General features: G+C 69.1%; 14 protein-coding genes and 1 tRNA gene. 6 read left to right on the forward strand and 9 right to left on the reverse strand.

Features of this window, described 5'->3' with window-relative positions:
- The first annotated feature begins 117 nt into the window (after nt 1-117).
- Nucleotides 118-1227: a glycosyltransferase family 9 protein gene (locus ACWESM_RS01735; RefSeq protein ID WP_452490705.1), complete on the forward strand. Its 1110-nt coding sequence runs from the start codon at nt 118-120 to the stop codon at nt 1225-1227.
- A 167-nt stretch (nt 1228-1394) separates the two neighbouring features.
- On the opposite strand, the gene ACWESM_RS01740 is transcribed toward ACWESM_RS01735, so the two are convergent.
- Nucleotides 1395-1470 (reverse strand) — tRNA-Gly (locus tag ACWESM_RS01740).
- Between the two features lie 70 nt (nt 1471-1540).
- On the reverse strand, nt 1541-2755 hold the full coding sequence (locus tag ACWESM_RS01745) for an MFS transporter (RefSeq protein WP_452490706.1): 1215 nt from the start codon (nt 2753-2755) through the stop codon (nt 1541-1543).
- 93 nt (nt 2756-2848) lie between these two features.
- On the opposite strand from ACWESM_RS01745, the gene ACWESM_RS01750 reads away from it, so the two are divergent.
- Nucleotides 2849-3178: an ArsR/SmtB family transcription factor gene (locus ACWESM_RS01750; RefSeq protein WP_364426935.1), complete on the forward strand. Its 330-nt coding sequence runs from the start codon at nt 2849-2851 to the stop codon at nt 3176-3178.
- 21 nt (nt 3179-3199) lie between these two features.
- On the opposite strand, the gene ACWESM_RS01755 is transcribed toward ACWESM_RS01750, so the two are convergent.
- The 5 genes from ACWESM_RS01755 to ACWESM_RS01775 form a co-directional block, all read right to left on the reverse strand.
- Nucleotides 3200-3622, reverse strand: coding sequence for a hypothetical protein (locus ACWESM_RS01755; RefSeq protein ID WP_355070132.1), 423 nt, complete (start codon nt 3620-3622; stop codon nt 3200-3202).
- A 146-nt stretch (nt 3623-3768) separates the two neighbouring features.
- Complete coding sequence (locus ACWESM_RS01760) at nt 3769-5109, reverse strand: M16 family metallopeptidase (protein WP_355071003.1); 1341 nt, start codon at nt 5107-5109, stop codon at nt 3769-3771.
- A 38-nt stretch (nt 5110-5147) separates the two neighbouring features.
- Nucleotides 5148-7436: a polyribonucleotide nucleotidyltransferase gene (locus ACWESM_RS01765; protein WP_355070130.1), complete on the reverse strand. Its 2289-nt coding sequence runs from the start codon at nt 7434-7436 to the stop codon at nt 5148-5150.
- A 956-nt stretch (nt 7437-8392) separates the two neighbouring features.
- Nucleotides 8393-8662 (reverse strand): 30S ribosomal protein S15, encoded by a 270-nt coding sequence (rpsO, locus tag ACWESM_RS01770; RefSeq protein ID WP_039799352.1) that lies wholly within the window; start codon nt 8660-8662, stop codon nt 8393-8395.
- Nucleotides 8663-8889: 227 nt separating this feature from the next.
- Nucleotides 8890-9861, reverse strand: a complete 972-nt coding sequence (locus tag ACWESM_RS01775; RefSeq protein WP_355070128.1) for a bifunctional riboflavin kinase/FAD synthetase — start codon at nt 9859-9861, stop codon at nt 8890-8892.
- 402 nt (nt 9862-10263) lie between these two features.
- On the opposite strand from ACWESM_RS01775, the gene ACWESM_RS01780 reads away from it, so the two are divergent.
- From ACWESM_RS01780 to ACWESM_RS01795, 4 genes are all read left to right on the forward strand, one after another.
- Entirely contained in the window at nt 10264-10743 is a 480-nt protein-coding gene (locus ACWESM_RS01780) for a cupin domain-containing protein (protein WP_355070126.1), read from the forward strand.
- A 1-nt stretch (nt 10744) separates the two neighbouring features.
- Nucleotides 10745-11932 carry an aminotransferase-like domain-containing protein gene (locus ACWESM_RS01785; protein WP_355070124.1) on the forward strand — a complete coding sequence of 396 codons (1188 nt, stop codon included), beginning with the start codon at nt 10745-10747 and terminating at the stop codon, nt 11930-11932.
- Nucleotides 11929-12423: a hypothetical protein gene (locus tag ACWESM_RS01790; RefSeq protein ID WP_364426945.1), complete on the forward strand. Its 495-nt coding sequence runs from the start codon at nt 11929-11931 to the stop codon at nt 12421-12423. Before ACWESM_RS01785 ends, ACWESM_RS01790 begins: the two co-directional genes overlap by 4 nt.
- Nucleotides 12424-12633: 210 nt before the next feature.
- A complete protein-coding gene (locus tag ACWESM_RS01795) occupies nt 12634-13302 on the forward strand; it encodes a metal-dependent transcriptional regulator (RefSeq protein ID WP_355071001.1) in 669 nt (222 codons plus the stop codon).
- Nucleotides 13303-13596: 294 nt separating this feature from the next.
- Here the strand turns inward: ACWESM_RS01795 and ACWESM_RS01800 are convergent, their stop codons facing one another.
- Together ACWESM_RS01800 and ACWESM_RS01805 are read right to left on the reverse strand one after the other, a co-directional pair.
- The gene (locus tag ACWESM_RS01800) at nt 13597-14679 is read right to left on the reverse strand and encodes a tartrate dehydrogenase (protein ID WP_355070120.1); all 1083 of its coding nucleotides are present in this window, start codon (nt 14677-14679) and stop codon (nt 13597-13599) included.
- A 10-nt stretch (nt 14680-14689) separates the two neighbouring features.
- The gene (locus tag ACWESM_RS01805) at nt 14690-16162 is read right to left on the reverse strand and encodes an NAD-dependent succinate-semialdehyde dehydrogenase (protein WP_452490710.1); all 1473 of its coding nucleotides are present in this window, start codon (nt 16160-16162) and stop codon (nt 14690-14692) included.
- Between the last annotated feature and the right edge of the window lie 88 nt (nt 16163-16250).

Genomic DNA, 16250 nt, shown 5'->3' on the forward strand with positions numbered 1-16250 from the left:
CCGGACCGACCGCGCCGAAACATTCCGTCTCGGATGCGGCGCGGTTTGTGCCGTCGGACCCCGGGTAGAACGACGACATTCGTTCCGGGCCGTCGGATCATCTCCACAGGAGGTCGCATGGGACAGACGAGCGCGATCGATGCGGAACTCGTCTCCTCTCGTCCGGTGCTCGGCCCGCTCGGCGAGACCTTCCCCGATGTGCGGCGCATCGCGGTACTGCGCGGCGGCGGTCTCGGCGATCTGCTGTTCGCCCTACCCGCGATCCATGCGCTGGCGGCGAGGTATCCCGACGCCCGCATCATCTTGCTCGGTTCCGCCGAGCACGCCGCGCTGCTGGCCGACCGGCCAGGCCCCGTCGACGAGGTGGTGGTCGTCGAGGGGGAGGGCAGCGACGGAGGCACGGGCGGGCACCGGTTGGGCCCGATCGATCTGGGTGTGCAGCTGCACGGCGGAGGCGCGTGGTCGAATCCCTTCCTGACCAGCTTGCGGCCACGGTGGACGGTGGGTTCCCGCGCCGAAGGGGCCGCTCCCCTGTCCCGCATGCTGCCGTTCCGCTACTACCAGCACGAGACCTTGCGAGCGCTAAAGGTGGTCGGCCTGGCCGGCGCGGCGCCCGTGCTGCTCGAACCCCACCTCGAGCCGACGCCGGCGGATCGCTCCGCCGCCGCCGAGATCCTGCGCGGCCTGCACGGGCCGGTCGCGGCCGTTCATCCCGGAGCCAGAGATCCCCGCCGCCGATGGCCTCCGGAACGCTTCGCCGAGGTCGCCGGCCACTGCCTCGACCGGGACATGGCGGTCGTCCTCTTGGGCTCGGAGCCCGATCGCGACCTCGTCGAGGACCTCCGCTGGCGTATCGGCGCGCGATCGTCCGACGGCGTGCGGACCCGGCAGGTCCGCACGCTGATCGGCGCGCCGCTGCCCACGCTGTGCGGCGTCCTGGCCCGCAGTGCGATCTTCGTGGGCAACGACAGCGGACCCCGTCATCTGGCCAGGGCGTTCGGTACCCCGACCGTGGGCATCTTCTGGATCGGCAACGTGATCAACGCCGGGCCGCTCGGCCGCGCCCGTGACCGGGTGCTGATGTCGTGGACCACGGCCTGCCCGGTCTGCCACCGCGACTGCACCGACGAAGAACTCCCCCGCTGCCCGCACGACGTGTCGTTCGTCGCGGGCGTACGGGCCCGAGACGTCGTACGCGACATCGATGATCTGCTCGATCACCGCTGACCACAGACCGGTGCACACCCGCGCGAGTCAGGGGAACCGCTCACCAGGCGACTGATACACGTTCTACGCTGGTTGGCCGGTACCGCACAGCAGGTCCACCGGGGATGGCGAGTGACCATCGACTGGATGTGATCGCGTGAACCCGGCGGAGCGGCCGGGTGATTTCGTGGAGCGGATGACGGGATTCGAACCCGCGACCCTCACCTTGGCAAGGTGATGCGCTACCAGCTGCGCTACATCCGCATTCGCATCGCGGTGACCGTGATGCGACACAGAACATTAGCGGACACTCGTGACAAAAAGCCAATCGCCGCTATGGCCGTACGACCCCAGACCGGTCGCGGCGCAGGCCGAGACCGGCCGCGATCAGGCAGGCGACGGCGACGACACCGACGAACCACGGGAACACGGCGCTCAGGCCCCAGGTGGTGGCCGCCCAACCGGCCGCGATAGTGGGCAGCGCCATGGCCGAATAGGCGAGCAAGTAGTACGCCGACATGGTCTCGCCGCGCTTGTGTTGCGGCACGACATCCGACAGGTGGCGCAGCGATCCGCCGAAACCGAGTCCGAAGGTCGCGCCCAGCGCGACGCCCGCGGCGAGCACCACCACCCAGTTGTGTGTGGCCAGCGCGGGCACCGTCAGCACAAGCGCCAGCGCCATGCCGGTGTCGCCGAGGATCGCGGCCCGCCGAGCGGGCACGCCGGTCGCGAACAGTTGCGCGGTGGCGCCGGAGAGGGCGGTCGAGGCGACGACGGCGCCGCCGAAAACCAAGTTGTGGATGCCGGTCTGCTGCGTGGCCAGCGACGGGTACAGCGACAGCAGCACTCCCAGCACCGACCAGGCCGCCATCACGCCGATGGCCGAGAACCAGAAGTCGGCCCGAATCTCCGGCGGCACGGCGGGTTTCGCGATCCGGATGCGCCCGGCCACCCGGGCCGAATGCGGTTCGCGCAGCGCGAGCACGCCGACGCCGATCGCGAGGCAGACGACGGTGATCACGACGTACGGCGTCCGCAACGGATGCGGCGCGTACTGAGCCAGCAGCGCCGAGCCCAAGATCGCCACCGCCATTCCCCCGTTGAACGCGACGCCGCTGAGTTGCCCGGACCGCGCGCCGCGGTGCGGACGCAGATCCAGCAGCGCGGCCGCGCCCGCGACCACGGTCGAGCCGACCGCGACGCCGTGCAGCGCACGGGCCAGCAGCAGCATGGGCACACTGTCGGCGAGCACGAATACCAGCAATCCGGCGACCATTGTGGCGAAGGCGCCGAGCAGCACCGGTTTCCGGCCGACCACATCGGAGATCCGCCCGGATACCAGCACCGCACCCAGGGCGGCCACCGCGTAGACCGCGAACACGATGGTCGTGGTGAGCGGCGAGAGATGCCACTGTTTCTGATAGATGCCGTAGAGCGGCGCGGGAACGCCCGAAACCCCCAGCGCCACGCCGCTGGCCGCCAGCACCAGGGCGTAAGCCCAGCGCTGTGAGGTCTGCTCGTCGACGGCCACCGCCATCGTCGCTGCCATCGGAACTCCGATCAGGTAGGTTTGATGATGATCGAACAGCAGTCGACGATACATCCGGTACGACAATCATCAAACCCGAGAGTGAGCCAGATCATGGTCGATGTCCGAGACGCGGACCAGCAGGCGCCCCCGGTGGCCACCCTGCCCGCGGTGCTCAGCGCGCTGCAGGACCCGGTGCGCCTGGAAATGGTGCGCCGGCTCAGCAACGCGGGAACGGCGGTCCGCTGCGGCGCGCTCTACGAGGTGATCAACAAGTCGACCGCCACCCACCATTTCAAGATCCTGCGCGACGCGGGCGTGATCGAGCGCCTGGTCATCGACGGCCAGACCTGCCAGCGTCTGCGCACCGACGAACTCGAGTCCGCTCTGCCCGGACTGGTGCCGACGATCGTGGCGGCCGCCAACCGCGCCCGGCCGGAATGACCCGGCCGAGCGGGTCTGCGGTCAGCAGTTGTCGAAGCGCCACTGCCCGTCGACGAATGTCCAGGTCTTGGGCTTCGAGTCGTCCTGGGCGGCGCGGGCGTCGAAATTCTTGACCGTGACCGTCCCGGTCGATCCGGACGTGGTGACGGTGATCTCCGACGGCTTCGACTTCAGGTCCCGGCCGTCGTACAGCTGCGCCATGGACGCCACGTAGTCGTCCTCGTTGAGCGTGAGCCTGCAACGCGCGGAACGGAATCGGTACGCGGCGGCGTAGTCGTGACTCGCCAGCGCCTCGGTCATCTTCGTGGCTTCCGTGCGCAGTGCGGCCTCGGTCGGCTCACCCGGCTTGCCCGCGTCCGCGTCCGTTCCGCCGCACCCGGCCAGCACGACGACGGACAGCGAAACCGCGCCGAGCACGCGAAGGGCACGACTTGTTCGGTTCATCTCGACTCCTTGCCAGAGATCGCCGGATCCGACACCCGGACAATCGAGTTCAGCGCCCTCCGGCGAAGAACCGACGGCCGGGCGGCCGAAACAGTATCGCGGCGGGGGATGCTCCGCCAAGCGGCAACCCCGCGCCCGCGTGCGGATCAGCTCGGCACCAGCCGCCGGACGGCAGCGGGCAGATCACGGGTGCGCTTGTACGGTCCGGCGACCGACGCGGCGAACGGCCGCGCCAGCAAGGTCCGCGCGACGGCCGACACTTCCTCGGTCGTGACGGCGTCGATGCGGGCCAAGGTCTCCGACACGGTGCGGTGGTTGCCGTAGCTGAGTTCGCTGCGCCCCAACCGGTTCATGCGCGAGGCCGAATCCTCCAGACCGAGCACCAGCCCGCCGCGCAACGAGCCCTTGGCGCGGGCGCACTCGGCGTCGCTGATGCCGTCGGCTGCGACTTCCTCGAGAACGCCGCGGGCCAGTGCCGCCACCTGACCGAGGTTCTCCGGCTGGCAGCCGATGTAGACCGAGAACGCTCCGGTGTCGGCGAAGGTGTCCACGCTGGAATACACCGAATAGGCCAGTCCGCGCTCCTCCCGGATGCGCTGGAACAGACGGGAACTCAACCCGCCGCCGACCACGGTGTTCAACACCGACAGCGGCCAGCGCCGGTCCCCTTCGTGCCGCCCGAAGGCGCGCACGCCGAACACCAGATGAGCCTGCTCGCTGTCGCGATGGCTCCAGTGCAGCTGCGGGTCGCCGTGTGGGCGGAACCGGCCCTCGCGCCGCCGGGCGGGCGCCGCCGCCAGGTCGAGCCGATTCTCGAAGGCCCGATGCACCAATTCCACGGTGTGGTCGTGCTCCACGTTGCCCGCGACCGCGACCACCATCCGGTCCGGCCGGTAACGCCGCAGGTGGAACGACCGCAGCTGCGCGGCCCGCATCCCCTCGATGGATTCGATCGAGCCGATCACCGGACGCCCGATCGGATGATCGCCGAACAACGCCGCCAAGAAGGAGTCGCCGACCAGGTCCTCGGGGTCGTCGTCGCGCATGGCGATCTCCTCGAGCACCACCTGCCGCTCCACGTCCACGTCCGAGGCCCGGCACAAGCCGTTGAGCACCACGTCGGAGACCATGTCGACCGCCAAGGGCAGGTCGTCGTCCAGGACATGCGCGTAGTAGCAGGTCTGCTCCTTCGCGGTGAACGCGTTCAGCTCGCCGCCGACCGCGTCCATCGCCTCGGCGATGTCCAGGGCCGACCGCGTCGGCGTCGCCTTGAACAGCAGGTGCTCCAGGAAGTGGGCAGCTCCCGCGACGCTCGGGCCCTCGTCACGCGACCCGACACCGACCCAAACACCCACGGACGCCGAACGCACCCCGGGCAGATGCTCGGTGACCACCCGCAATCCGCCGGGCAGTACGGTACGCCGCACGCCGCTGTCCGAGTCCGCCCGCAGCTCGAGTGACGAACCCCCCTGCCCGGTGCTGAGCAGAGGGGTTGTCGTCTTCTTCTTCGTCACAGAGACAAGTACTACTCGGTCCCGGCCGAACCCGCATCGGCCGTGTCGTCGCCGGTCTCCTCGGCGTTCTCCTCGACCGGCACGAGCGAGATCTTGCCGCGATTGTCGATGTCGGCGATCTCCACCCGCAGCTTGTCGCCGACGTTCACCACGTCCTCGACCTTCGCCACGCGCTTGCCGTTGCCCAGCTTGGAGATGTGCACCAGACCGTCGCGGCCCGGCAGCAGCGAGACGAACGCGCCGAAGGCGGTGGTCTTGACGACCGTGCCCAGGAAGCGCTCGCCGACCTTCGGCAGCTGCGGGTTGGCGATGGCGTTGATGGCGTCGATCGCGGCCTGCGCGGACGGGCCGTCGGTCGCGCCGACGAACACGGTGCCGTCGTCCTCGATGGAGATGTTGGCGCCGGTGTCCTCGGTGATCTGGTTGATCACCTTGCCCTTGGGGCCGATCACCTCGCCGATCTTGTCGACCGGGATCTTGATCGCGGTGACGCGCGGCGCGTACGGGCTCATCTCGTCCGGGGTGGTGATGGCCTCGGCCATCACGTCCAGGATCGTGGTGCGCGCGTCGTGGGCCTGGCTCAGCGCGCCGGCCAGCACCTGCGACGGGATGCCGTCCAGCTTGGTGTCCAGCTGCAACGCGGTGACGAACTGGCGGGTGCCCGCGACCTTGAAGTCCATGTCGCCGAAGGCGTCCTCGGCGCCGAGGATGTCGGTCAGCGCGACGTAGCGGACTTCTTCCTCACCCTGGTCGTTGGTGATGGTGTCCGACACCAGACCCATCGCGATGCCGGCGACCGGCGCCTTCAGCGGCACACCGGCGTTGAGCAGCGACAGGGTGGAGGCGCACACCGAACCCATCGAGGTGGAGCCGTTGGATCCCAGCGCCTCCGACACCTGACGGATGGCGTAAGGGAACTCCTCCTGGCTGGGCAGCACGGGAATCAGCGCCCGCTCGGCCAGCGCGCCGTGGCCGATCTCGCGACGCTTGGGCGAACCCACCCGGCCGGTCTCGCCGGTGGAGAACGGCGGGAAGTTGTAGTGGTGCATGTAGCGCTTGCTGGTCTCCGGGCCGAGCGAGTCGACCTGCTGGGCCATCTTCACCATGTCCAGCGTGGTGACGCCCAGGATCTGGGTCTCGCCACGCTCGAACAGCGCCGAGCCGTGCGCCCGGGGCACCACAGCGACCTCGGCGGACAGCGCGCGGATATCGGCGAGCCCGCGGCCGTCGATGCGGAAGCCGTCGGACAGGATCCGCTGACGGACCAGCTTCTTGGTGACGGAGCGGAATGCCGCGCCCAGTTCCTTCTCCCGCCCGGCGTAGTCGTCGGCCAGGCGGTCGAGCACGGCGAGCTTGATCTCGTCGATCTTCTCCTCGCGCTCCTGCTTGCCGGAGATGCTCAGCGCCTCGCCCAGCTCACGCTTCGCGGTGCCCTCGACGGCCTCGTACACGTCCCGGCCGTACGGCGGGAAGAGCGGGAACTCCTCGGTGGGCTTGGCGGCCAGTTCGGCCAGGTCCTGCTGCGCGCGGCAGAGGCGGGCGATGAACGGCTTGGCGGCCTCGAGCCCCTCGGCGACGACGGCCTCGGTCGGCGCCTGCGCACCGCCGTCGACCAGCGCGATGACGTTCTCGGTCGCCTCCGCCTCGACCATCATGATCGCGACGTCACCTGACTCGACCACGCGGCCCGCGACGACCATGTCGAATACCGCGCCCTCGAGCTGCTCGGTGGTCGGGAAGGCCACCCATTGGGATCCCGCCCCGTCGTGGATCAGCGCGACGCGCACGCCGCCGACCGGGCCGGAGAACGGCAGGCCCGCGATCTGGGTGGACGCGGACGCGGCGTTGATGGCCACCACGTCGTAGAGGTCCTTGGGGTCCAGGCTCAGCACGGTGACCACGACCTGGATCTCGTTGCGCAGGCCGTCGACGAACGACGGACGCAGCGGACGGTCGATCAGGCGGCAGGTCAGGATCGCGTCGGTGGAGGGGCGGCCCTCGCGGCGGAAGAACGACCCGGGGATGCGGCCCGCGGCGTACATCCGCTCCTCGACGTCGACCGTCAGCGGGAAGAAGTCGAACTGGTCCTTGGGCTGCTTGCCCGCGGTGGTGGCCGACAGCAGCATGGTCTCGTCGTCCAGGTAGGCGACGACCGAACCGGCGGCCTGCCTGGCGAGGCGTCCGGTCTCGAACCGGATGGTGCGGGTGCCGTAGCTGCCGTTGTCGATCAGCGCTACGGATTCGAACACGCCCGGCTCGACCTCGACGGCCGAGCTCTTGCGTTCAGTTGTTTCGGTCATTCTTCTCTCTCAACCTCTCGTCTTCGCCGGCTCCAGCGCACGCTGGCGCGATCCGGCTGTCGTCAGCCGTACCGGGTACGGACGCGCGGCAACCCTCCTGGCTGCGGCGCGCACACCCGGCCGAATCCCCTTGGACACGGCGACGCGGAGGCGGTCATCGATCGAAGCCCGACGGCGCCAACTCGCTGCCGATAGGCCACTACCGAAGACCGACGCCACGCGACGGGTGCATACGGCTGTGCAATGTTGTCGTGCGACGGGGGCAATCCGCACCCCTGTACACATATAACCAACGGTGCGATTGTACGTCTCCCCGTTGGCCGAACCAGCGACCGCCTCGGACACCCCCGTGTCGAGCAGCCGCCTACCGCTCCGTCCATCGGCGCACCGGCTGCCCGGTGGCCACGGCCGGAAACCGCGCAAGCAGGGCCGGACCGATACCCCTGATTTCTGACGCGGCAGGCGCAACAACCCCCGGCCCGCGTCGGGTCCGTATGAACCACGACGGATCGCCTCACGAGCACGTAGGCGTGCACGACTCGGCAGCGCGAAAGCACCACGAGCAATGGTTACCAGCGGCGACCCGAACGCTTAGAACAGCAACTCTCCATCGACGGCCCCGCCGGACGGCGAACGAACAAACCGACACCGCAGCCCCACCAACGGATACTTCCCGAACAACACGGCCTCGCCGACGGATAACTCCCGACAACAAGGCCCCGCCGACGGATAACCCTCGACAACACGGTCCCGCCACCCGGACCGCACCGTCAGCACAAGGCGCGCTCAGCTCACCTCGACCACGTCTTTCGAGCGAAGCGAGACCAAGCCTGTTCCGTTCGCCGCCTGGCTCGCGTCCGAGTGGCCGCTGCGTCCGCGACGAAGTCGCCAGCAGTGGCCGCTCGGACGCGAGCCATGAAGGGGCGGCGAACACCCAGCGCCGCAGGCGCTGGAAATCAGCGCCTGAGCCCGAGCCGCTCGATCAGCGAACGGTAGCGGTTGATGTCGTTGTCCTGCAGGTACTTCGACAGCCGCTTGCGACGACCGATCAGCGCCATCAGGCCGTGGCGGGTGTGGTGGTCGTGCTTGTGCTTCTTCAGGTGCTCGGTGATGTCGGCGATGCGCTTGGAAAGCAGCGCGATCTGCGCCTCCGGGGAACCGGTGTCCTTCTCGTGCAGGCCGTACTCGGCGAGAATCGCCGACTTCTGCTCGGTGGTCAGTGCCATGGGGCATCCACTCCTGTTTCTCAGTTCCGCGCTCGAATGTCCGGTTACCCGGGTGCGGGCGCCACCGCGGACCGCAGCAAACCCGAGGGACCACCCTACCGGACCGGGATCTTCCCGCCGAAATCGCGGGCCGACCGAGTCCCATCCGGGCAACGACGCTCGCCCGCGCTGATCGAGCACGAGACCCGCCGCTACAGCGATCCGCTCGAGTTCGGAATTCCCGACGCTCAGCGGGCGTCGACGGCGGTGAGGATTTTGCGCGCGGTCTCCACGTCGCGGCCCATGCACTCGATGAGCTCGTCCACCGAGTCGAATTTGCGCTGGCCCCGGATGTGCTCGACGAAGTCCACCGCGACGTGCTGACCGTAGAGATCGGCCTCGCCGTCGAGCACGTACGCCTCCACCGTGCGGGCGCGTCCGGAGAAGGTCGGGTTGGTGCCCACCGAGACGGCGGCCATGGCCCGCTCGCCCGGGGTGACGGTGCCGATGGTGGGGCCGGGGCCGAGCACGGTGAACCACCCGGCGTACACGCCGTCGGCGGGAATGGCGGCATGCATCGGCGGCGCGACGTTCGCGGTCGGGAAGCCGAGTTGCTTGCCGCGGCCGTCACCGTGTACGACGACGCCCTCCACCCGGTGCGGACGCCCGAGCGCCTCGGCGGCGGCCGCCATGTCCCCCGCGTCGACGCACGAGCGGATATAAGTCGAGGAGAAGGTCACGGCGTGTTCGGCGAGCAGCGTCACGCCGTCGACCTCGAAACCGAATCGCTTGCCGAGCTCGCGCATGGTCTCGACCGTGCCCGCGGCCTTCTTGCCGAAGGTGAAGTTGTCGCCGACCACCACCTCCACCACGTGCAGCCGCTCCACCAGCAGGTCGTGGACATAGCTCGCCGGAGTCAGCTTCATGAACTCCTGGGTGAAGGGCATGACGCAGAACACGTCGACACCCAGTTCCTCGGCCAGTTCGGCGCGGCGGGTCAGGGTGGTCAATTGCGCGGGGTGCGACCCGGGGCGGACCACTTCCATCGGGTGCGGATCGAACGTCATCAGCACCGCGGGCACGCCGCGCGCGGCGGCGGACTTCACGGCCCGGCTGATCAGCTGCGCGTGGCCGCGGTGCACACCGTCGAACACACCGATCGTGAGGACACAGCGCCCCCAGTCCGCGGGCACCTCGTCGAGACTTCGCCATCTCTGCACAGTGCGCAGCCTACGCAAATCAGGTAGCGAACAGTATTCGGGCGTGCTGATCTCACACAACGGTTGCGCGGCCGTGAGCCGACGTGGAGGTGCGAAGCGCGCCGGGGCCCCGCGCGCCGGTTCGCGCCGCGCGGCCGCGCCGCGAACCGGTCGGATCATCCGAACCGCGGCACGACTCGTGCCGCAACCGCGGCGGTGGGATAACCGGCAGGTCGCCGTGGCCGTCGCACGACGGCGCGCCGCGGGGCCGCTACGTCGGGGTCGGCGACATCGCCGCGGAAGTCTTCGCGCACCGGAAACTAACCGGACGGATTCGCGAAAGCGCCGATATACCCCGGGTTTTCCACGGGCCCGCAAGCTCGTCTCACCAGCAGCGGGAATGGTCTAGCGTCCAATTCGTCGATGACGGAATGCCCCGGAGTAGCCATGAAAAGCGCAGTCAAGCACGTGCGTGTGATCAAACCGTCCGATGCGGCCGAAACAATCGGACGGCAACGACAACGCCTCATTCCTTGCATCACCACGGAAACCTGTGGCGCCACCGGCATTTCGGCGGGCATGGTCAACATGGCCCCGGGAGCGATGTCGAAAGCGCATTATCACGCGCACAGCGAGATCGTCGTCGTTTGCCTGCGCGGGCGAGCGGCCACCTTGATCGGCCCGGAACTGACGCCCTATTTCCACGGTCCCGGTGAGTTCATCTACATCCCCGACGGCGTCGTGCACGTGGCGGTGAACCTCGACGATGCCGAGGACCTGGTCGCGGTGGAAATGCGGACCGATCCCCTGTTCAACGACGACGTGGTGCTGACGCCGGAGTACGACGCCCACGTGCCCGAAGCCGTTGCCCGCCTGCGGCGGCGCGGGCCGGCCGGCGCCTGACATGGCCGTCGGCAAACGCAGCCGCGGCGCGGCCGAGGTGACCAGCGGTCCCATCGACGATATCTTCGCGGCACTGGCAGGCCGCCCCGACGTGGTGTCCTTCGCGGTCGGAGCGCCCGATCCCGCTCTGCTGCCGAGCGAGCTCGTGGCGACGCTGGCGCAAACGGTCATCGGCAGATACGGCAGCGCCGTCCTCCAATACGGCATGACCCGGGGATTCGCTCCGCTGTTGGACGAAGCCCGAAACCTTCTGCACGGCCGCGATATTCAGTGCACGCTCGAGCGCCTGCATATCTCGACCGGCGGCTCCGGCGCATTGCACAACGTGTGTTTGGCGCTGCTCGACCCGCAGGACGTGGTTCTGGTCGAAACCCCCACTTACGGCCCGGCGGTCAAGGAATTCCGCAGCCACGGAGCGACCGTCGTGGCGGTGCCGTCCGACGAATTCGGCATCGTTCCGGAAGCGCTCGAAGAAGCCCTGGCTCGATACGATACGGCATTCGTCTACCTACTGCCGACTTTCCAGAATCCGACCGGCCGGACGATGCCCGTCGATCGGCGCGAACGAATCGCCGAGATCGTCGTCCGCCACGGCACGCTGGTCATCGAAGACGACGTCTACACCGACCTGCGCTATCGCGGTGTGGCACCGCCCGCGTTGTCGTCTTTCGCCCCGGACAACTCGGTGTACATCACGTCCCTGTCGAAAACTCTCGCTCCTGCGATCCGCGTCGGGATCACCGTTATGCCCCCGGATCTGCTGCGGACCGTGCTCGCGTTGAAGCAGGGCATCGACATGCAGACCTCGACGTACTGCCAGGCGATTGCGGCCGAATTTCTCGGCAGTCCGGACGGGGCCGCGCACCTCGCTCATGTCGTCGACGCCTATTCGGCCAAGTTGGACGCGTTGACGGTCGCGCTCGAGCGGCATTTCCCGGCCGGGTTCCGGTGGGTCGAGCCGGAGGGCGGGATGTTCCTGTGGGTCGAGGGGCCGCCGGGTTTCGATGCCGACGCGCTGCTGGCGCGGGCACTGCGGCACGGAGTCGCGTTCCTGCCCGGCAGCGCGTTCTACGCCGACGACATCACCGAGCACCGCAACACCATGCGGCTGAGTTTCGCGAACGTGCCGCGCGACGCCATCGATCGGGGCATCGCCGCACTGGCGTTCGTCTGCGGGGAGACGGTATGAGTGGTCAGGCCCGGAGGCGGCAGCGCAGCGTGATCGCGCAGAGGCCAACTCGTGCCGGCGACGAACACAGCGCGAGCGATCGGCATCCGGTGCTCGGCACCTGGGAGGTTCGCGCCGACGGCGCTCCGTTCGGCTACCACGTGATGCAGTTCCACCCTGGCGGCACGATGCTGCAATCGAATCCCGACCACGGCAATCGCGCCACGAGCGACAGCAACGGCATGGGCACCTGGCACGGCGCGGGCAACCGGGTCACCGGCGCCTTCTTGGAGTTCACCGTCGATCGCACCGACCCCGCCGTAGTCCGCAAAGGGATCGTCGCCTTCGAACTCGACGTGACCGGCGACGACTTCACCGGACGCGCCACGGCGACGTTCTACGAGTTGTCCGGCGAGCCGGTCGGCGCGCCCGCGACCGCCCGGTTGGCCGGTCGCCGATTCGACGGCGTGGCCGCGCATCGGAACACGCTGGATCTGTCGAGAACGGTATGACCCAGGCGGACCGGCATCGGTCCACCGCTTCCAAATGGGTGAACGGCGAATAGCGATTCGCTGTCGATCGGCCGACGGCAGGTCGAGGATGTGTGTATCGGCGCGCCAGTGCCTAAGCTCGGGTATGTGCCAGGTAAACGAGATATCGCCACTCGACGCGAGTTGGCCGACGCCCCGGCGCCGGGCGATGCGCACGGCGGTACCGCGACGATCGCGCCTGTGCTCTCGTCGGTCGCCCAGGACTACCTGAAGGTCATCTGGACCGCGCAGGAGTGGTCGCAGGAGAAGGTGACCACCAAGTTGCTCGCCGAACGGATCGGCGTATCGGCCTCGACCGTGTCCGAAGCCGTCCGCAAGCTCGCCGACCAAGGGTTGGTCGAGCACGCCCGCTACGGCGCGATCGCCCTCACCCCGGAGGGCCGCCGAGCCGCCGTCGCGATGGTGCGCAGGCATCGGCTCATCGAGACCTTCCTGGTGAACGAGCTCGGCTACGGCTGGGACGAGGTGCACGACGAAGCCGAGGTGCTCGAGCACGCGGTCTCCGAGCTGCTGATGGCCCGGATCGACGCCAAACTCGGATACCCCGATCGCGATCCGCACGGCGACCCGATCCCGTCGGTGGACGGCGCGGTGCCCACCCCGCCCGCGCGCCAGCTCAGCGACTTCCATGCCGGTGAATCCGGCCGGGTCGCGCGCATCTCCGACGCCGATCCCGACATGCTGCGCTACTTCGACTCCGTCGGCATCGCCCTGGACACCGCCATCGCCGTCGTCGAACGCCGCGACTTCGCGGGCACCATCGCCATCCGCATCGGCGCCACCGAATCACCGACCGACCTCGGGCGCCCCGCCGCCGAGGCCATCTGGCTCACCGCCTGACCGGGGCTCCACAGATCAGGCCCACTCCGCCGAACCGGCGGTAGCGGATGCGGCGGGCAGCGTCGGGCTCGGACGCCGCCGGGCGTGCCATCGGTGCCGCACTGGGTAACGGCATGGCGCAGGACCGGGGTCACGCAGCCCTCCGCCGGCCACGCGACGACTCGAGCCCGGCGATAGATGACCACCGCGAAGCCCATAGATGACCACCGCGAAGCCCGATGCCCGAAAACTGGCGAAACGCTCCCGCCCAGACCGCTTCCGAACCCCCCGGTTTCAAGGGTTCCGGCCGAGGGCTCAGCCCAGATCGGCCCCGAGGGCGGGACGCACCAACTCGGCCGCGCGGGCGGCGATGGCGTCGCCCAGTTCGTCGGTGGTCGAGGTGCCACCGAGGTCCGGGGTGCGGACCTCCCCCGCGGCGAGCACGTCGCACACCGCTCGGTCCACCGCGGCCGCCGCGGCGGACTCGCCGAGATGATCCAGCAGCATCGCGCCCGCGAGGACCTGCGCGACGGGGTTCGCGATGCCCTGACCGGCGATGTCGGGCGCGCTGCCGTGCACGGCCTCGAACATCGAGGGGCCGGTGCGCTCGGGGTTGACGTTGCCCGACGGCGCCAAGCCGAGCCCGCCGGTCACCGCGGCGGCGAGGTCGGAGAGGATGTCGCCGAACAGGTTCGAGCCCACGATCACGTCCAGCCGGTCCGGGTGCAGCACGATTTCGGCGGCCAGCGCGTCGACGTGCATCTGCCGCGTCCGCACCTGGGGATACTCGGTCCCGACGCGTTCGAACACACTGTCCCAGTAGGGCATCGAATGGATGAGCCCGTTCGACTTGGTCGCCGAGCACAATCGCCCGGATCGTTCGGCGGCCCGCTCGAAGGCGTAGCGGATGATTCGCTCGCATCCGGTGCGGGTGAACACCGATTCCTGGAGCACGAATTCGTCGGGGCGGCCCTCGTTGTGGATGCCGCCGATCCGCGAGTACTCGCCCTCGGAGTTCTCCCGCACGATGAGGATGTCCAGATCGTCGGCGGTCCGGCCGCGCAGTGCCGATTCCGTGCCGGGCAGCAGGCGCACCGGGCGCAGGTTGACGTACTGACCGAAAGCGCGGCGCAGCGGGATCAGCAGGCCCCACAGCGAAACATGGTCGGGCACACCGGGAAAGCCGACAGCGCCGAGCAGGATCGCGTCGAAGCCCGCGAGCCGCTGCGCGCCGTCCGGCGGCATCATGGCGCCCGTGCGCACGTAGTTCTCGCACGACCAGTCGAATTCGGTCCATGCCAGACCGGGCAGCACGGCGTCGAGCACACGTACCGCCGCCGCGGTGACGTCGACTCCGATCCCGTCACCCGGGATGGTGGCGATGCGGTACTCGCTCACTGGCACTCCTTCACAGTCGCACTCCGATGTACTTGGTCTCCAGGAATTCGTCGATCCCGGTCAGCCCGCCCTCGCGTCCGAGCCCGGATTCCTTGACGCCGCCGAAGGGCGCGGCCGGATTCGACACCACGCCCTGGTTGAGGCCGACCATCCCGGTTTCCAGCGCCTCGCACACCCGCAGTCCGCGCCGGAGATTCTCGGTGAACACGTAGCTCACCAGCCCGTAGGGAGTGTCGTTGGCCCGGCGCACGGCGTCGTCCTCGGTGTCGAAGACGCCGATCGCGGCGACCGGTCCGAAGATCTCGGTGTGGCACAACTCGGCGTCGTCGGGGACGTCGACCAGGACGGTCGCGGGATAGAAAGTGCCCGGTCCGTCCCAGGCCGCCCCTCCGGTGAGCACCCCGGCCCCCCGGGCGCGGGCATCGTCGACCAAGCGCTGCACCTTGGCGACGGCCTCGGTATCGATCAGCGGGCCGACCACGACGTCCGGCTCGGTGCCCCGGCCCATCGGCAGGGCCGCCAGCCGCTCGGCGAGCCTGCGCGCGAAGACCTCGGCGACGCCGCGCTGAACCAGAATCCGATTGGCGGCGGTGCACGCCTGACCGATGTTGCGCATCTTCGCCGCCACCGTGCCCTCGACCGCCTCGTCGAGATCCGCGTCGTCGAAAACCAGCAGCGGCGCGTTGCCGCCCAGTTCCATCGAGGTGCGCATCACCGTCTGCGCGCACTGCGCGAGCAACTGCTTGCCGACCGCCGTCGAGCCAGTGAACGACAGCTTGCGCGAGCGGTCGTCGAGGATCAGCGGAGTCATCACCGCGGCGGGATCCGCCGTCGTGACGACGTTGACCACCCCGGCCGGCAACCCGGCGTCCGCCAGCACCTGAGCCAGCGCCAGCATCGAAAGCGGCGTCTGTTCCGCGGGTTTCACGACGCAGGTGCAGCCCGCGGCGAGCGCGGGCGCGATCTTGCGCGCGCCCATGGCGACGGGAAAGTTCCATGGCGTGATGAGCAGGCTCGGACCGACCGGCTGCCGGGCCACCAGAAAACGCGAGCCGCCCGTCGGCGCGGGCATGTACCCGCCGTCCAGGCGGACGGCTTCCTCGGCGAACCAGCGGAAGAACTCCGCGGCGTAGGCGATCTCACCGCGCGCCTCGGCCAGCGGCTTGCCCATTTCGAGGGTCGCGATCAGCCCGAGCCGGTCGGTGTCGGCCAGCAACGCGCGATGCACGCGCATCAGCAGATCGCTGCGCTCGCGCGGCGCGGTGGCTGCCCAGTCGGCCTGCGCCGCGCACGCCGCGTCCAGCGCCGCGCGACCGTCGTCCGGCGTCGCGTCGGCTACTTCGCACAGCAGTCCACCCGTCGACGGATCGAAGACCGGCAGCGTGCGGGTCGTCGCCCGCCACTGCCCCTGGATGAACAAGCCGCGCGGCACCGTGTCGATCGCGGCGCGTTCGGGCGCGCTCAGCGCGCTTTCGGTGAGCATGGTCGGTGGCTCCTTTCGGCAGCGCGCAGCGTCCGGCCATTGCTGCGACCCGTGCGGCCATGTTATGCATATTGTCGACAATCCGACA

The sequence above is a fragment of the Nocardia sp. NPDC003999 genome (genome assembly GCF_053604885.1).

Coding starts and splice junctions, on each gene's coding strand:
- rpsO (WP_039799352.1), bottom strand. CDS start 8,662: ATGGCACTGACCACCGAGCAGAAGTCGGCGATTCTCGCCGAGTACGGC.
- ACWESM_RS01785 (WP_355070124.1), top strand. CDS start 10,745: ATGGCCGTCGGCAAACGCAGCCGCGGCGCGGCCGAGGTGACCAGCGGT.
- ACWESM_RS01805 (WP_452490710.1), bottom strand. CDS start 16,162: ATGCTCACCGAAAGCGCGCTGAGCGCGCCCGAACGCGCCGCGATCGAC.
- ACWESM_RS01780 (WP_355070126.1), top strand. CDS start 10,264: ATGACGGAATGCCCCGGAGTAGCCATGAAAAGCGCAGTCAAGCACGTG.
- ACWESM_RS01790 (WP_364426945.1), top strand. CDS start 11,929: ATGAGTGGTCAGGCCCGGAGGCGGCAGCGCAGCGTGATCGCGCAGAGG.
- ACWESM_RS01750 (WP_364426935.1), top strand. CDS start 2,849: ATGGTCGATGTCCGAGACGCGGACCAGCAGGCGCCCCCGGTGGCCACC.
- ACWESM_RS01755 (WP_355070132.1), bottom strand. CDS start 3,622: ATGAACCGAACAAGTCGTGCCCTTCGCGTGCTCGGCGCGGTTTCGCTG.
- ACWESM_RS01735 (WP_452490705.1), top strand. CDS start 118: ATGGGACAGACGAGCGCGATCGATGCGGAACTCGTCTCCTCTCGTCCG.
- ACWESM_RS01745 (WP_452490706.1), bottom strand. CDS start 2,755: ATGGCAGCGACGATGGCGGTGGCCGTCGACGAGCAGACCTCACAGCGC.
- ACWESM_RS01765 (WP_355070130.1), bottom strand. CDS start 7,436: ATGACCGAAACAACTGAACGCAAGAGCTCGGCCGTCGAGGTCGAGCCG.